At 35.8% G+C, this 16246-nt stretch carries 18 protein-coding genes; 7 read left to right on the forward strand and 11 right to left on the reverse strand.

Annotation, left to right across the window (positions count from 1 at the left end):
- Nucleotides 1-69: 69 nt before the first annotated feature.
- The 9 genes from K5Q07_RS05135 to K5Q07_RS05175 all read right to left on the reverse strand — a co-directional run bounded on the left by K5Q07_RS05135 (nt 70) and on the right by K5Q07_RS05175 (nt 7957).
- Nucleotides 70-312, reverse strand: a complete 243-nt coding sequence (locus K5Q07_RS05135; protein ID WP_054449585.1) for a hypothetical protein — start codon at nt 310-312, stop codon at nt 70-72.
- A 157-nt stretch (nt 313-469) separates the two neighbouring features.
- A complete protein-coding gene (locus K5Q07_RS05140; RefSeq protein ID WP_220730014.1) occupies nt 470-1600 on the reverse strand; it encodes an LPXTG cell wall anchor domain-containing protein in 1131 nt (376 codons plus the stop codon).
- Between the two features lie 185 nt (nt 1601-1785).
- Entirely contained in the window at nt 1786-2982 is a 1197-nt protein-coding gene (locus K5Q07_RS05145; protein WP_220730015.1) for an LPXTG cell wall anchor domain-containing protein, read from the reverse strand.
- Nucleotides 2983-3141: 159 nt separating this feature from the next.
- On the reverse strand, nt 3142-5019 hold the full coding sequence (locus K5Q07_RS05150; RefSeq protein WP_220730016.1) for a hypothetical protein: 1878 nt from the start codon (nt 5017-5019) through the stop codon (nt 3142-3144).
- A gap of 150 nt (nt 5020-5169) precedes the next feature.
- Nucleotides 5170-5457, reverse strand: a complete 288-nt coding sequence (locus K5Q07_RS05155; protein WP_034530871.1) for a hypothetical protein — start codon at nt 5455-5457, stop codon at nt 5170-5172.
- 89 nt (nt 5458-5546) lie between these two features.
- Nucleotides 5547-6401 carry a DUF4097 family beta strand repeat-containing protein gene (locus K5Q07_RS05160; protein WP_220730017.1) on the reverse strand — a complete coding sequence of 285 codons (855 nt, stop codon included), beginning with the start codon at nt 6399-6401 and terminating at the stop codon, nt 5547-5549.
- A complete protein-coding gene (locus K5Q07_RS05165; RefSeq protein ID WP_220730018.1) occupies nt 6388-6996 on the reverse strand; it encodes an HAAS signaling domain-containing protein in 609 nt (202 codons plus the stop codon). The genes K5Q07_RS05160 and K5Q07_RS05165 overlap by 14 nt, the downstream gene beginning before the upstream one ends.
- 2 nt (nt 6997-6998) lie before the next feature.
- On the reverse strand, nt 6999-7304 hold the full coding sequence (locus tag K5Q07_RS05170) for a PadR family transcriptional regulator (protein ID WP_220730019.1): 306 nt from the start codon (nt 7302-7304) through the stop codon (nt 6999-7001).
- Nucleotides 7305-7426: 122 nt separating this feature from the next.
- On the reverse strand, nt 7427-7957 hold the full coding sequence (locus tag K5Q07_RS05175; RefSeq protein ID WP_220730020.1) for a hypothetical protein: 531 nt from the start codon (nt 7955-7957) through the stop codon (nt 7427-7429).
- 282 nt (nt 7958-8239) lie between these two features.
- Between K5Q07_RS05175 and K5Q07_RS05180 the strand changes: the two genes are divergently transcribed.
- The 3 genes from K5Q07_RS05180 to K5Q07_RS05190 all read left to right on the forward strand — a co-directional run bounded on the left by K5Q07_RS05180 (nt 8240) and on the right by K5Q07_RS05190 (nt 10744).
- Nucleotides 8240-8998, forward strand: coding sequence for a hypothetical protein (locus tag K5Q07_RS05180; RefSeq protein WP_220730021.1), 759 nt, complete (start codon nt 8240-8242; stop codon nt 8996-8998).
- A gap of 49 nt (nt 8999-9047) precedes the next feature.
- Nucleotides 9048-9386: a hypothetical protein gene (locus tag K5Q07_RS05185; protein WP_220382364.1), complete on the forward strand. Its 339-nt coding sequence runs from the start codon at nt 9048-9050 to the stop codon at nt 9384-9386.
- Nucleotides 9387-9601: 215 nt separating this feature from the next.
- Complete coding sequence (locus tag K5Q07_RS05190) at nt 9602-10744, forward strand: matrixin family metalloprotease (RefSeq protein ID WP_220730022.1); 1143 nt, start codon at nt 9602-9604, stop codon at nt 10742-10744.
- Nucleotides 10745-10796: 52 nt separating this feature from the next.
- Here K5Q07_RS05190 and K5Q07_RS05195 read toward each other — a convergent pair whose 3' ends face one another.
- Nucleotides 10797-12203: a sucrose-6-phosphate hydrolase gene (locus K5Q07_RS05195; RefSeq protein ID WP_220730023.1), complete on the reverse strand. Its 1407-nt coding sequence runs from the start codon at nt 12201-12203 to the stop codon at nt 10797-10799.
- Nucleotides 12204-12466: 263 nt separating this feature from the next.
- Between K5Q07_RS05195 and scrK the strand changes: the two genes are divergently transcribed.
- From scrK to K5Q07_RS05210, 3 genes are read left to right on the forward strand one after another with little or no spacing between them, the layout of a single operon-like run.
- Nucleotides 12467-13363: a fructokinase ScrK gene (gene scrK / locus K5Q07_RS05200; RefSeq protein ID WP_138726667.1), complete on the forward strand. Its 897-nt coding sequence runs from the start codon at nt 12467-12469 to the stop codon at nt 13361-13363.
- Nucleotides 13364-13381: 18 nt separating this feature from the next.
- Nucleotides 13382-14737, forward strand: coding sequence for a glucose-6-phosphate isomerase (locus K5Q07_RS05205; RefSeq protein WP_220730024.1), 1356 nt, complete (start codon nt 13382-13384; stop codon nt 14735-14737).
- 15 nt (nt 14738-14752) lie between these two features.
- Nucleotides 14753-15643 carry an ROK family protein gene (locus K5Q07_RS05210; protein WP_220730025.1) on the forward strand — a complete coding sequence of 297 codons (891 nt, stop codon included), beginning with the start codon at nt 14753-14755 and terminating at the stop codon, nt 15641-15643.
- A gap of 38 nt (nt 15644-15681) precedes the next feature.
- Here K5Q07_RS05210 and K5Q07_RS05215 read toward each other — a convergent pair whose 3' ends face one another.
- Complete coding sequence (locus K5Q07_RS05215; RefSeq protein ID WP_373310044.1) at nt 15682-15867, reverse strand: CsbD family protein; 186 nt, start codon at nt 15865-15867, stop codon at nt 15682-15684.
- A gap of 177 nt (nt 15868-16044) precedes the next feature.
- Here K5Q07_RS05215 and K5Q07_RS05220 point away from each other — a divergent pair, with 177 nt between their 5' ends.
- On the forward strand, nt 16045-16215 hold the full coding sequence (locus tag K5Q07_RS05220) for a hypothetical protein (RefSeq protein WP_220730027.1): 171 nt from the start codon (nt 16045-16047) through the stop codon (nt 16213-16215).
- Nucleotides 16216-16246 lie beyond the last annotated feature (31 nt).

The following is a 16246-nucleotide window of genomic DNA, read 5'->3' on the forward strand; positions in this document are numbered from 1 at the left end:
TTACAACATACATTTATCCATGAATTCATTCAAAAAAGACATCTTACAACGCTGCGTAAGATGTCTTTTTTATTCCCCTTCAAATCTAAGTCTAACCTGATTAACGACCAATATTGATTCTAAAACGTTTAAGAATCCTTGTCCGTAGATGATGATTGTGTATCGGTGCAAATCAATCGTTAATATGACAGTTAGAATTACAACGATTAACGGGATTATTAGCCCTGCTAATACGAAGTGTTTTCCAGATCTAACATAGTAGTGTGTGCAACATAGACCTAGGAAAAAGATAAAAAATAGTGTTTCTAACATTAAGTACTTCTCTCCTCTTGAGTTACACTTTACACCCGTTATTAATGAATGTCTTTAAAAAATTTTCTCATAATTAAAAAAATTTTACAAAACATTAATAGACCAATCGTATTAGCATTCAACTGAAAGTTACAAATTAGACATTTGTATAAAAATACTATTTATTTTTTCTTCTTAGACCGTAGTAAGCAACACCAATACCAACTGCGATAGTGGCTACACCTAAGGCAATTGCTCTGGCTTGGTTAGTGTTATCACCAGTTTGTGGTAATTTAGCACGAACGTCTTTCTTATCTGCAGCTGGAGTTTGTTGAGCCTTCTTGTGTTCACCCTTGTTGACAGGATCAACAATAACCATTGTCTTTTCATCGTTCTTTGGAGCTTGTGATGCAGCTGATGAAGCAGTTGATGATTGGGCTGAGCTTTCAGTTGAAGTAACAGCAGATGATGAATCAGCTTCTGATTTTACATTTTCACTTGCTGCACTTGATTGCTTAGTTGATTCGCTTGATTGTTCAACTGGTTTAGTTGCTTCACTAGTTGAAGTTGATGAAGCACTTTCCTTCTTTTCATCACTTGATGCAAATGATTGAGCTGATGAACTTGGTTGTGCTGAACTCTTTACTGTTTCGTCTGAAGCATTTGATTGAACTGTAGTGGTTGCAGAACTTTGAGTAGTTTCAGTGTTTGTTTCAGTAGTTGTGCTGTTTTGTTGAGTGTTTTCGTTAACAACTGTGGTGGTTGGTGCTTTTACTGAAATGTTGACGGTAGTTTGGCTGTTATCAACAGCTGATGGGAATGAATCGTATCCGTATTTGTTGTCTTGAGCCCAAGTAGCTAAATCATCAGTCTTAGTTTGACCAAAGTTAGTTACATTAGATACTGTCTTAGTTTCAACAGTATGACCGTTTTGATCAACTAGGTTGATGGTTAATGTGTGAGTTGGTTGAGTTAGTACATAAGTGTGTTGACTTGTTAAATCAAATGTATCAGGCATATCAGAAACATTAACACCATTAGCTTTATATGATTGTTTAAAATCAGCAGAAGATTGTGCTGTAATTCCTGCTTGAATTGGATAAACGCTACCAGGAATAGCATTACCAAATTGATCGACAAAAATAGTCGCATAATTATTACTTTGTGCAGTTTCATCCGCGTGAGCAGTGTATGTAGATGTGAATTGACCCGCTTGTGTTCCAGTCAACAATACCCCGGTAATTGCTGAAACGTAAACGAACTTTTTGGTGTTCTTGAATAGTTTTGAATCCTTCTTATTGAACTTCATAGTACAACGTCTCTCTTCTTTATAATTTTTTGATTACAATAAAATTAAATCTCTTTAATTATTCTATATTATTTTTTGCTTTTTATACGTTTTTTTACATTATTTTAGATTTTTTTAACCTTTTAAGACATTTTTAGACAAAAAAAGAAGGCCTTAAAGGTCTTCTTTTTCTAAATATGAACGGATTATCTATTCTTTCTTCTTAGCCCAAAGAATCCAAGAACAGCACCCACAATCATAGTGATAATACCAGCACCGGCAATTGCTTGTTGATTTGTCTTATCACCAGTTTGTGGTAACTTGTTAGCTTCTTCCTTAGCAGGTGTACCAGCATTGTTACCAGCCTTTACATTACCTGTGTTTGCAGGATCATAAATAACTGATGTCTTTTCGTTATTCTTGTTAGCTTCTGACTTCTTTTCAGCCATTGATGATGCTACAGATGAAGCAACTGATGATTCAGCTGATGAAACATTTGCAGCTTCAGAGCTTTGATTTCTTGCTTTTGATGCGTTAGTTGCTTCACTTGAAGTTTCACTGCTTTGGCTAGCCTTTGAAGATTCAGCTGAGCTTTGTGTTGAACTTTCTGCACTTGATGCGTTTGAGCTTTCAGCACTTGAAGCTTCGCTTGATTGACTTGAACTAGCTGCACTTGATGTTTCAGCTGATGAGCTTTCGTTTGAAGTGGAGCTTGCTTCGTTAGTTTCAGTGCCAGTTGAAGCGGTAGCTGATGATGTAGTAGTTGATGCACTTTGTTTACCTTCGTTATCGTAAGATGCGGAAGCCTTACCATGAATGGTAGTACCACTTGCGCTTGATACGTTATCCTTTGATACTTCAACATTGTATTGATTTTCGTAATTGAATGGATCTGTGTAGCTGTAACTGTAATCATTTGAGAATGGTTCAACTAAATCCTTGATATCAGTTGTACCAAAATCAGTTACGGTGTATCCCTTTGTAGCAAGAACAGCATGAGTATCCTTATCAATGATGTTAACTGTCAAAGTGTGAGTTGGTTGATTTAATGTGTAATCGTATTCTGACTTGCTTAAATCAATTGTGTCAGGAATATCCTTGTCATTCTTGATTTGGTCAGTGAAGTCATATGTCTTATTGTTGTAGTGCAAAGTGTATGAAAGACGTGACTTCTGAAAGTTATTGTTATCACTTGAAGCGGTAACACCACCAAGTGAGTTCTTGTTTTGATCTTGGAAGTTAATTGTTGAATTGTATTTGTATTGGTGTTGAGACGTATTGTTTGTTGTATCCGCCTTAGCTAAATAGTTACTGGATGAATTAGCATATTGGGCTCCAGCAAATAACACCCCAGTCATGGCTGCGGCATATACCCATTTCTTAGTATTATTGAATTTAGTCATAATACACAGCTTCTTTCCTATTTCTTTTTACAATTCTATTTTAGGAGTTTTTTGAACATTGTGTATAGTTACGGCTGCATTTTTACTTTTTTTTAAAAAAGGTTACAAAAGTTTAAAAGGCAAACAAAAAAGCGGACCTCTTTAGGTCTGCTTTTCGTATTATTTAAAGTTATTTACAAACTTAGTTGCTGCTTTTAATGAACTGTTAGCTTTCTTCAAAGCCTTGGCAGCTTTTGCATATTGCTTCTTACTTGCCTTTGAATGCTTTTTCTTTAGCTTCTTCATTTGAGCAGTTAATGACTTAATCTGTTTGTTATCACGATTAATAATTGAAACTTCTTTGAAGTACTTAGTTAGTTTTGCTTCTTGTGCTTTGTATGACTTAACCGCTTTTTTATCAGCAGCTAATTTCTTTTGAATAGCTTTGTAAGCTGATTTTTGTTGCTTAGTAGCGTGTTTCTTCATCTTTTTCTTTAGTGCCTTTAGTTTGGCTGTGTCAGTCTTAATGGCACGTTTAGAAGTATTAATAGATTTAGTAGCAGCTTTTAGTTGAGCCTTAGTTGGCTTAGCCTTGGCAACCGGTTGAGCTGGTTGTGCTGTAGAAGCTGGTGCAGCAGCATGTGATTGAGTAAATTGTGCTGGTTGTGGTGCAGGAGCTTGTTGCGAGTTACTATTGGCAGGTTGTGCTGATGGTTGTGTTGCTGTAGAAGATGATGCTTGACTTGATTGTGAATCCTGAGATGCTGAAGCTGATTGTTGAGCTGCAGCAGCTTGACTTTGTGCTGCCGCACTAGCTTGTAATGCAGATAATGTATCATTACTGTGGAAAGTGTATGGTCCCTTGGTCAAATCAATAAACGAGGGAAAATCTGTAACATCGGCAAAGTTTATATAGGATCCGTCATTAGTATCTTCTCCGATTAATTGACTAGGATCTACATTTTGAGATGAGTTACTACCAACAATAATTGATGTAATTTGCTTACCATCAGCACCTATGAAATTAAGGGTAGTATGGTAAGCATACAGGTCTGGACTCAAAAAATTAATATTTGTGTCACTAGCTATACTAGGAAATGTATATCCATGATCATAAGTGGGAACTTGGCTCGGATCTGTAGGCATTTGAAAACCTGGATTTGTTGTAACATTAACTGTTGCTGTAGATTGATTATTCGATACAACTGGCTGATCCGGATTAATTTGTACATAATCAGCATTATTACCAAAAATATCTTGTACGTAATCATCATAAAAATCAGTGTGACCAAAGTTGGTAACTTGTCTAGTTGTCTTAAGAACCGTTACACCATTTTGATTAACATAGTTAAGGGTTAATGTATGTGTTGGTGCCACTACAGGTATCGTCACAATATTATCACCTGATGATTCATGCAAAGGCGTAGTATCTATATTAGCCTCAGCAATTGTGTACTTATTAGCCACAAACTTATCAGTTTCTTGGGATAAAGCATCAACGATTTTCTTTCCAGTTGAATTATAAATAGGATAATTATAGTCTAGAGTATAATTTCCATCAGTACTATCATACTTGGATTCTATATAATTACCATTTTGATCCCTAATTTCGAAAATAAGATTATTTGGACCAGAAAGATTGCTTGGTTTATTTTCCACACTAACGTGCTGAATTGGAACAGGATACAATTCTTTCTGTTGCTTTGTCGGTGTGTATGTATCAGAAATATTTGACACATCATATCCCATGTCTTTAAGTATCGTTTTGGCATTAACTAGACTCGTCTTTTGCCCGACAGTAGTGTCAACTTCAAAGCCATTTATAGAATCATTGTGACTTCGGGCATCAACTACCTCGTATCCATTACTTGCATCGGTAAATCTAATTTGCGTGTAATTAGACTGGTCATTATCTTGAGTAGCTGTTGTATCAGCTTTTACTTGAACTGAGCTTAGATATTGTCCCCCAACAAAAATCGCACCCAGTACAACTGATGAGTACAGTGCTTTCTTCCAGAATTTTGAAACTTTCATGCTATTACCATTTTTTTCTTTCATTCAATGGCTCCCCCTAAATATAAAACATAAATTTATTAAAATATAATCGTATTATAATACAATTAATCAGTTTTTAACATACAGATTATACATAGGTTATTAGTTATGTTTACACAAAAAAGACCGACTCAATCGAGTCGGTCTAATACTTTAAATATTCCACTTACCGTCTACCTTTTTGAACTTAGGTGCACGGTGTTTTTTAATATCTTCTTCAGCTTCACTTACAGCTTGTTCACGAATGTCTTCTGAGTATTCGGAAATCATATCAATGAAGTCGTCGTCGGTGATATTTTGATCATTTTGGCTGTTGTATTCTTCCTTACTATTCTTTAATAGCACTTGGCCAATTTCTTCGACGTCAGCGTCACTTAAGTCTGAGTAGACAGCTACCCATAAATTATACATGTAATTAAAAACGATTTTATCGTTAAACACGTTATTGTCCCTCCTGATATGATTTACATTATTATACTTATAATTTTACTATATTTGCTAATAAATTTATATGATATATCGCAAAATGATTATTCTAGAACTGTAATTGTTCCTGTGTTGGATTTAAACTCATAAGGTTTGTGGGTATTGACCGCCTTGGCTCCTGCACTAACGGTTGGCTTAGGACCAGAAGTCTTCACATCTAGCTTGGCATCCTCTGACTTCTTCAACTTCGCAAAGATGTTACCAGTGTCGGTCTTAACTGTTAGGTGGTTGGCAATCGTTGGTCTTTGGATATTAACATCCCCAGTGGTTGTTTTCACTGCCAATGATTTAAAACTACTGTCGTGTAAATCAACGTAGTCGTCGCCGGAATCAATTTGGCTAGCATCCCCATTGAACGTGCTATCGCTGATTGAGACACGGTCCTCAATTCCACGCACGCGAATTGACTTAGCGCTACTGTCCTTGATTTTCACGTTACCCCATCCAGTAATATCCAATGATTCCTTATTACTGTAGTGTTTTAGTTTTAGACTGAAACGATTATCAAGCCCATCAATCTTAGTTAATTGACGAGTTGGCACAGTCACGGTCACAAATGATAGTCGTGATAATTCACCCATTTGGAAGTTGGTTGAAAAGCTACTTTCGTTGTTGTCTTGGCGTAGTTCCAAAGTCCCATTTTTAACTTTATATGCTAGTGGATGATCCTTGGAATCGGTAGAGGTGATGGTAAACTTGCTACCGGATTTGATTGTTAAATTGATGTTTCCATAGGCACTAATCTTGTCGTAAGCCTTTAGTGGTTTGGTATATGTCTTATCCATATTACGACTAAAGAATATGTCGGTGATGCTTTGGTCGGCCTTAGCGTAACCAATTGAGAAGACGATTCCTCCAGCAACGATTAGACCTAATCCGATTAGACTAAATTTCTTCATTGTTGAGTCTCCCTTCTGCACTGCCATATCTTAGGCACTTCCTGTATGTCCAGATTGTGACGTGTTGAATCCAGTTGGCTAATCTTTTTACTAGCCACTTGGATAATGGATACAATTCCATCGATAGACCAAGGGAAATTAAAGCAATTCCCAATACCATAATGCTTTCAAACATGTTCCCTGATAGGTTAGTCACACCCCAGACCGTAGTACATAGGAAAACGATAAAGGTCAAAATTAAAACTAAGATTACCGCAAGTACCATTAGGCTGGCTGCCAATACGGCACCAAAGATTGCTAGAACTAGACTAATCACTACTGGTATTAGTAGTGGGCTAGCAAATAATGCCATGATTACAATTGATGGTAACTCCCATAATTTTTGTGGAATTGAACTATCTTGATTGTTGATTGAAATGTCCGCGCGAATTTGAAGTGCCAAACGTTTTGGTAATCCCAATTCATTCACACAATCTTCGTATGTAGTTAGGTTGCCATCTGTTAGATAGTCCCTGTAATAGTTAATAGCGTCAGTCGCGTCCTGTTCGCTAAGTTTGCTTAGATGTTGAGTCAGTTCCTCGATATACTGATCCAATTTTATCCCCCCATTAAATCATCAATGCCGTTTTTAAACGTCATCCATTCTTGCTCTACTTCTCTTAGTTGTGTCTTCCCTGCTTCAGTAATGCGATAGTATCTACGGTTTCTTCCCTCAAACGATTCGTCGTACGTGTCGACTAGCCCCTCTGCTTTTAATCGTCTCATAACCGGATACATCGTTGAATTAGAAACATTAATGGATTCTTGAACCCGCTTAGTAAGTTCGTATCCATACATCTCTTCTCGTTCCAATAGACCCAAGACACAACCATCCAATAGCTTTGTCGCTACTTTTATGGTCATTTGAACATCTCCAATTATATTTCAAATAATATTATATGACATATAATATTATACAAAAATAAAAAAAGCAACTAGAATTTTGATCTAGCTGCTTTTTTATTAAAGTTGATTGAATCTTTGTATTATTTAACCTTCATATCTTGATACTTATTAATTTGTTTTTCCAAGGCTAATGATTTTGTAAATATAAGTACTCTACCAGACTTAAGGTTGTACATGTAAAAGTATTTAGTACCCTTGTCAGAGTACACATAATAACCTACCTTAGGTTTTTTTGATTTCTTTGTTCCCCATTTTTGATTGTAAAACACAATTTGTCCGTTTTTCTTTCCACTTACGGCATAAACAGGAATGATATAGCTATTCTTTTTCACTTTTACGTGCTTATCATGGATGTTGTGTAGTTCAAGAATCGCTTGATCATTGTGATTGTTATCAATAAAAATCATACGATTCTTAGTAATCTTTAAATCAACATTTGCGTTTTCATGCTTACTTTTGTATCTCAAGTGCCATGTTCCGCGTGCTATCTTAGGATATGAACTAATATAGTACTTTTTAGCTGATGCAGACGCTCTATTTGTTGAAAAACTAACGGCAACGAATGCGAATGCTACTAACGCTAGTAGTTTGATTATATTTTTAAACCTCATAAATGTATCCCCCCGAATATAATTATTACGTTTCGATTATAATTATATTATTATTTTTTAATTTAGTCGATACAAAATCAGAAAGGCAACTAGTCATTACGCTAGATGTCTTTTTAAAATTATTGATATTTTATTCATTTTTGGGCAAATAATTTTACGTAATTTTAAATTTAATTAACACCCTCAAATGTTAGTATTCCCTTGAACAGTGAAAAACACTACAAGAATTAGTCTAAATAATTTCATTGATCAAATAACATTATTTTAGAAGGAAAGTTTGATATGAGAAAGAATAAATTATTTAAATTAACTGCCATTCCTTTTACTATCTTTTTCATCCTAGGTGTATTTAGCAACGTATCAGCACAGGCTTCAAATAAATACAATCATTCGGTTAATGTAAAGCATGTGAAAGTGAAAATTAAAACTAAATATGTATATACTTCTCTTTCTTTAAAGCACAGGAAACGTATCAACAGTAACAAAGTATTTGTTTATTCCAAATACATACATTTCAACAAAAAACATAATCATACTTTATATAAATACGTGTCATCGGGAAAAATACATGGTTGGGTGAACACTAAATATGTAAAAACAATAAAATATGTAAAGCACAAAGAAACAAAACGTCAGTCTGGAAAACAATATATTCCAAATAAAGAAAATATAAAAAGAGAATTTAAAAAGTTACTAGATCCCTATTTAGTGAAATATGGTAAAAAATATGGAGTAACTACTGGTAAAATGATTGAACCTATTGTTGATAAAAATGGCTATGGCTCTGAATTTGTTGTTACATCTGGAAACGCTGCGAAATCTGATAAAGAAATGGCAAAAATTCTTTTTAACGGACTACTTAATGGAACTCTAATGACTTACCTTGAAGATCATAGTTATGTGAGTGTCATCATAGATCACATTGACATAGACCCTAGCGATGGCACCATTGACGCTAAGCTATATCTAACTTGGTATAGTGATATGAGTATTCAACCTAAGTTCGAAATTCTTAATGGAAAGCCCGTCTATAATTACTAAATAATATTGATTCAGAAAAATAAATTTATTTTTTGGGAGAGATGAAAAAATGTCAAATAGAGTTAGTGAAGAAATATATGATCAAAATAATATTTACTGTACAGAGATGCTAAAAAATAATTTTCTAAGTCATCAATTAATTTCAAAAAGCATATCTGTATATAAAGCCGGTATACAAAAAAGAAATGGTAAATATCCAGTCCGATTAACTGATAGTCATAATAGTAGAGACATTATAATTGACTGGGATAACGGTGAAACTTATGGAATTGATTCATTACCAAATAATTTTTATCAAACATATTCGTTACTTTATAACGAATTGTCATATGAAAATGACACACTTACAATTCGTACAGGTGAATATGATATAGATATTAATGAATAATCAAAAAGGCAACTAGTAATCGAGCTAGTTGCCTTTTGTTTTACATATTGTTTATCAAAGTAATCATCTATCTGATATTTATAGATAAATAACATGACTTATACAAGTCAATTATTAAATATGTTATATAAATATTACTTTTTTATTTAAAAAAACATTATAAAACACATAAAACTTATGATGATATAATTTCAGCGAAAGAAGGATTGATAACTATGATAAATAAAAAAATTTTAGTTAGCGCACTTGGTGGAATAGCAATAGCATCAACTTTATCTGTTAGTGCAAAAGCATCTACGTATAAAACTACCCCTATTCTTCCATATAGATACGCAAAGAAATCAGCAAATTATCATGACAAATCTACCTCAGCCCACTATAAGTATGTTTGGAAAAAAGCCATAGAGGCATGGCAACATAAAGGTTTCAAATGGACTTCAAAAGGATCATCAAAGACCAATCTGACATCATATAGTGACTCTTCTAAGGAAGGCCTAACAATAGCTGGATATGATTCAATAAGATACAATCCTAGTAACGGTTATATCATCAGAAATAATGTCATGATTAATCGAGCTCTTTTTAAAAAATACCATTACTCTACTGATGATCAAATCCACGTTGCAGAACATGAATTAGGACATGCTTTAGGATTGGCTCACAACAAGGTAAATAGTAAGTCTGTTATGAATCCATCCAATAGATTCTACGGAATTCAACCTTGTGACGTTAGAGGAATGAATAAAAGATATTCAACTGCTATTTATAAAGATTCAGTTAATCCAAATCAATATGTAGACGTAATAGAATACATGAAAGTAAAACCACGAGTATCAAGGGTTACCTATAAATACAACGCAACCAATAAACAACTTCTAATTAAAGGTCAAGCTGAAGGATTGAGTAAAATTGCCGTTAAGTACGGACACAAAAAGGCTCGTATATTTAAGGTCGATAAAAATTCTGCATTCAATGTAAAATACCATTTTAGAGGATACAGTACCTTTACTGTATATGGGGTAAACCGTAAAGGTAAGATTGTTTCTAACAAATACAAGCTTAGTTCAGATAAATATGCCACTGAAAAACCCGTAGTTTATAAAAACACTAGAAACAAAAAGGGAGAAAAAATCTATCTTAGAAATGTCTCTCCATCTATTATCAGGGTCTTTAACAAAGGAAAGTTAATTAAAAAATTCGTTTCAGATACAAGTGTAAATACAATTTTTATTAGCCAAAAACAATTAAAAAAGACCAATTCAATCACAATTGATCAAAAAGCTTTTCATAAGAAAACAAGTATTAGAGTAAAAGTTCCGAAGTTATCAATTGATGAAAACTATGTGATTAACTACTAAGTCGATAGCAAATCAAAAAGGCAACTAGCCATTAAGCTAGTTGCCTTTTGTTTTACATATTATTTACTCTGTTTTGTTTAACACTCATATTTTCGCTATTCACCCTGACCTCATTACCATCATGGAAGAATTGTCCAGTCATAGTAATCTTGCCACCTAAGATGTAGATTTCAAATACGGTGTTGTCTAGATAGAAGTCAATTGATGACGCTTCACCCTTGAATGTGCGAATTGAGATGTCTTCACCGACATTCTTACGTTTCAATGTCCATTCTTGGTCGCTTTCATCGTATGACAAACGAAGATAGCTATCTTCTGATTCCAAGTTCAAATTAAAGTGTTCATCAAATGGAGCAGCTTCAATGTGCTTTTGTAAATCGGTGTCGTTAGCTTCACCTTCTGAAATTAGTTGTTTAATTTCTTGGACTGGGCGTTGGGTCAAATCACCGTTTTCAATGTGTAATTCCCTTACCATTGAAAGTTCACCTTCCCAGCCTTCTTGATCTGATAGGTATTCAGTATCGGGTAGTCCAATCCAGCCGACTGATAGCAAACGACCATCGGGAGCATTTAAGACTTGAGTGGCGTAATAATCAAAACCTTCATCAAGTTGCTTCATTTCTGTTGGATTGATTAACTTCATTTCATCAAAGTCCAAGTCATCGGCAACAATATATGCGTTTGGATGAACGTTGTCGTAATGGAATTCGTGTTTATCAGCACCCTGTGGGCAGAAAATGACTACGACCTTGCCATCGATAAAACCAACGTTGGGACATTCTGCCATGTAACCAAGATTATCGGTGCCTAAATCAAGTTTCTTATATAGTTCCCAGCCATTTTCGACATCTTTAGTGCGGTAGGTTAGAATTTCTCCAGCATTGTCGACGGTTTGCGCACCTAAAAACGCGTAGTAGTAATCACCGTGCTTAATCACCTGTGGGTCTCTGAAATGACCGGTAACGCCAGCTGGTTCACTTTCAATCAATGGATGATCTAGTTTTGAAATATTATTATCGTAATCCATCCAAGCACCCAATTGGTAAGGATGTCTGGCCATTTCTTCGCCTTCAAAAGTGTTTCCGGTGTACATCAAGAATAGCTTACCATCGACATTAATGGCACTACCGGAATAACAACCGTTACGATCAGAATATAAATCCGGCACCATTGGTTTATCAACGCGTGTCCAATGAACCAAATCGTCTGACACCATGTGTTGCCAGCTCTTTAATCCATGCACTGCACCATATGGGAATGCTTGGTAGAACAAGTGCCATTGGTTATTGAAGTATGAAAACCCGTTGGGGTCATTTAAAAGACCTGTCTTGGTAGTAATGTGATATCCGGGACGCCAGTGTGATTTAGCAATTTTTGCTTCCAATTGTTTTAACACTTCTGGGTCCCAATCTTTGTATAGTCGACCTAGTCGATCGATATTCCAGTACTTTGTATCCATTTTTCTAGCCTCACTTTTTTTGTTTTTATTGTGTCCAATTGTATCAGTTTCAAGGGTTAAATGAAACCGTTTACATTATCTTTATAAAATCTTTAAAAAGCCCGCCATTATAGTTATATATCCATGACAACCACTTTGGCAATTCTTAACCTTTTTTTAACCATTTTTTACTTGTATTTAGAAAAATCCGGTCCATAATAAAAATTGGGAGCGCATTCAAAAACTAATACTCCCCATAGAAAAAGGTTAAAGGAGATTCAACTATGAAATTTGGTAGCATTGAAGCAGGCGGAACAAAATTTGTTTGCGCCGTAGGTAATGAAAACTATGAAATTCTTGACAGCGTGAGAATTCCTACCACCACTCCTGATGAAACATTAAGCAAATGTATTGAATACTTCAAAAAATTTGACGACTTAACAGCCATGAGTATTGCGTCATTTGGTCCCATCGAAGTGCGCACAGACTCACCAAAATATGGTTATATAACAGACACACCAAAACCAAACTGGTCCAACACTAACTTCTTAGGAACAATGAAGGAACACTTCGATATTCCTATTTTCTGGACTACTGATGTTAATGGTTCCGCTTATGGTGAATACATTACATCAATTAGAAATCATAATCCATTACAAACACTGGTATACTATACATTTGGTACTGGTGTTGGAGCCGGAATTATCAATGAAGGATCATTCATTGGTTCTCTAGGTCACCCTGAAGCTGGACACATTTATCTAAAACGCCACCCAGACGATTTAGACTTCAAGGGATTATGTCCATACCACCACAGCTGTCTAGAAGGTCTAGCAGCTGGTCCTACTTTTGACGTTCGTTGCGGTAAGAAAGGTAAAGATGTTCCTATGGATGACCCTGTATGGGACATCATGGCTTACTACATCGCCCAAGCGGTAATGCAAGCTACCCTATTTATCCGTCCACAAAAAGTTATCTTAGGTGGAGGAGTAATTTCTGAACCAGTAATCAAGAAAGTTCGTGAACAATTCAAAGAAATGTTCAACGACTACGTTGAAGTTGGCGACTTAGACTACTACATCACCATGCCAGCATGTGAAGATAACGGTTCTGCTACAATCGGTAACTTCGCATTAGCATCAAGACAATACTACAAAGAAAACATCGTTAAGATTGATTAATCGATGGAGGAACATAAAATGAAACGAGTTGAATTAGACACTAAAGGTCTAAAATCCTTTGTGCAATCAAATGAATTAAAGGAAATCGCCCCAATGGTACAAACCGCCCGCGACTTGTTAGTCCACGGAACCGGTGTTGAAGCCAAAATGGGTGACTGGGTAAACTTACCAGAAGAATTCGATCAAGTTGAATTCGACCGCATCAAAGATGCAGCAAGAGACATTCAAGAAAACTCTGATGTCTTAGTTGTTATCGGTATCGGTGGTTCATACCTAGGTGCCAAGATGGCATTAGATTTCTTACACGGAAGTTTCTTCAACCTTGAAGGTACCGACAAGCACCCTCAAATCTTCTTCGCAGGTAACACAATTAGTCCTGCTTACACTGCCGACTTACTACGTGTAATCGGTGACCGTGACTTCTCAGTTAACGTTATTTCTAAGTCAGGTACCACTACTGAACCAGCAATGGCATTTAGAATCTTCAAAGAAAAGTTAATTGAAAAATATGGTTTAGAAGAAGCCAACAAACGTATTTACGTAACTACTGACGCTAAGAAAGGTGCTTTACACGATGAAGCAATCGATCAAGGCTACACTAGTTTTGTTATCCCTGATGGAATCGGTGGAAGATACTCAGTACTAACTCCAGTTGGTCTACTTCCAATCGCTGCATCAGGTGCTAACATCGATGATTTAATGAACGGTGCACATGAAGCTCAAGTTGCATTAAAGGATGCTCCTTTATACGAAAACGACTCACTTCTATACGCTGCTTACAGAAACATCTTATACCGTAAGGGCTACACTAACGAAATCCTTGAAAGTTACGAACCACATCTTCGTTTCCTAGCTGAATGGTGGAAACAACTTGCTGGTGAAACTGAAGGAAAGAACTACAAGGGTATTTACCCTAGTTCAGCCATCTTCAGTACTGACCTACACTCATTAGGTCAATACATCCAAGAAGGTATGAGAAACCTAATGGAAACAGTTGTTGAAATCAAACAACCTGCTTCTAACCTAGGTATTCCTGCCAACGAAGAAAACTTAGATGGTCTAAAGTATCTTGAAAACACTACAATGGACGAAGTTAACAAGACTGCTAGAGAAGCCGTTGTTATCGCCCACACTAATGGTGGTGTACCAAACATGTTGGTAAATGCTGAAGATAACAGCGAAGCTACTTTAGGTTACCTAATCTACTTCTTCGAATTTGCGATTGCAGTTTCAGGTTACCTAAACGGTATTAACCCATTCAACCAACCAGGTGTTGAAGACTACAAGCAAAACATGTTTGCCCTACTTGGTAAACCAGGATACGAAGAAAGACGTAAGGAAATTCAAGAACAAGATAACGAAAAATTTCACTAAAAAGAGGCGTTGAATATGTTATTAGGAAGTCTCTGTACCACTGATCACAACCAAATGGTTTGTGCCGTTGGTGACGGTAAGTGCAACATCTCAGACTGGATTGTAATTGATTTAACTGAACCTCAAGAAACTTTGAAAAAAGCTATCGACTACTTCAAAGGTTTTGACGATTTAGCAGCAATTGGTATCTCATCATTCGGTCCTTTGGAACTTCGTACTTACTCTTCTCAATACGGTTATATTAAAGAATCCTCCCGCCCTAACTGGCAAAATATTAACCTATTGGGCACATTCAAGCATCATTTCAATATTCCAATCTCATTTACAACTGATGTTAACAGTCGTGCCTATGGAGAGTACATTAGCTCGATTCTAAAAGATGATCCTATCTTGAGTCTGGCATACATCACAATCAGTGATGGTGTCGGTGTCGGAATTGTAAACGATGGAAAGTTTGTTGGACATATGGGAAGTCCTGAAATTGGTCATATTATCCCCCAAAGACATATTGACGACCAAGACTTCAAAGGAACTTGTCCATATCAAGGTGACTGCTTAGAAGGTCTTGTATCAACCAAGGCAATCGAGGCTAGAACCCACCAACGTCCACAAGAAATCTCAATGTATAACCCCCTATGGGATATTGTGGCATTCTACATCGCACAATCCGTAATTCAAACCACTGTCTTCATCAGACCACAAAAGGTTATCTTAGGTGGTAGTATCTTAAACGAAATTGAATTAGGCAAGATTAAGGAACAATTCAAGAAGCTATTCGATGGCTACCTTGATATCGGTGATATTGATCAATACATCACCCTTCCTAGTCAAGATGCTGACAAGTTATCAATCATTGGTAACCTTGCTTTAGCAAAACAACAATTCTATTCAGAAGACATTAGATAATAAAAAAGACGCCGTAACGGCGTCTTTTTTTATTTTGTTTACTTGTCTTCGTTTTCACGTTGGCTACGGCGTTCTTCTGACTTACGACGAGCTTCATCGAAACTGTCCTTAGCCTTACCGAAGAAGTTTTGTGCCTTACCCTTTAATTCGTCTAACTTGCTACCGGTTACCTTACCTTTTAATTCGGTTGCTTTACCTACAACTTTGTCTTTTGTATTTTCCAAACTCATAGTATCACCTCAAGTTTTTTATTGGATAAATTCCTTTATCTGCCACTATCATAAATCATTTTTTCTGTAATAGTGGTAAAGATTTTACTAAGATTATGTTACAGTTTTGGAATTGGTAAAGTTGTCCAATTAAAGATATAATAATGACAAATACTTCGGAGGTTTTCACCAATGAAAAACATCTACACAATCTTGATGATTGTCCTATTATTAATCAATTTAGCGCTAATTAGTAATGATATCTTACCGCACACCACTGTCGGTACTATCTTTCATCTAGTATTAATTATCGCTTTATTTGTCACTGTTATCATGTGGATTAAAGATCGTCATAAAAAATAAAAAAGGCTGCTCGTTTGAGCAGTCTTTTTTG

It is taken from the genome of Apilactobacillus zhangqiuensis, assembly GCF_019656215.1.
Lineage (GTDB): Bacteria > Bacillota > Bacilli > Lactobacillales > Lactobacillaceae > Apilactobacillus > Apilactobacillus zhangqiuensis.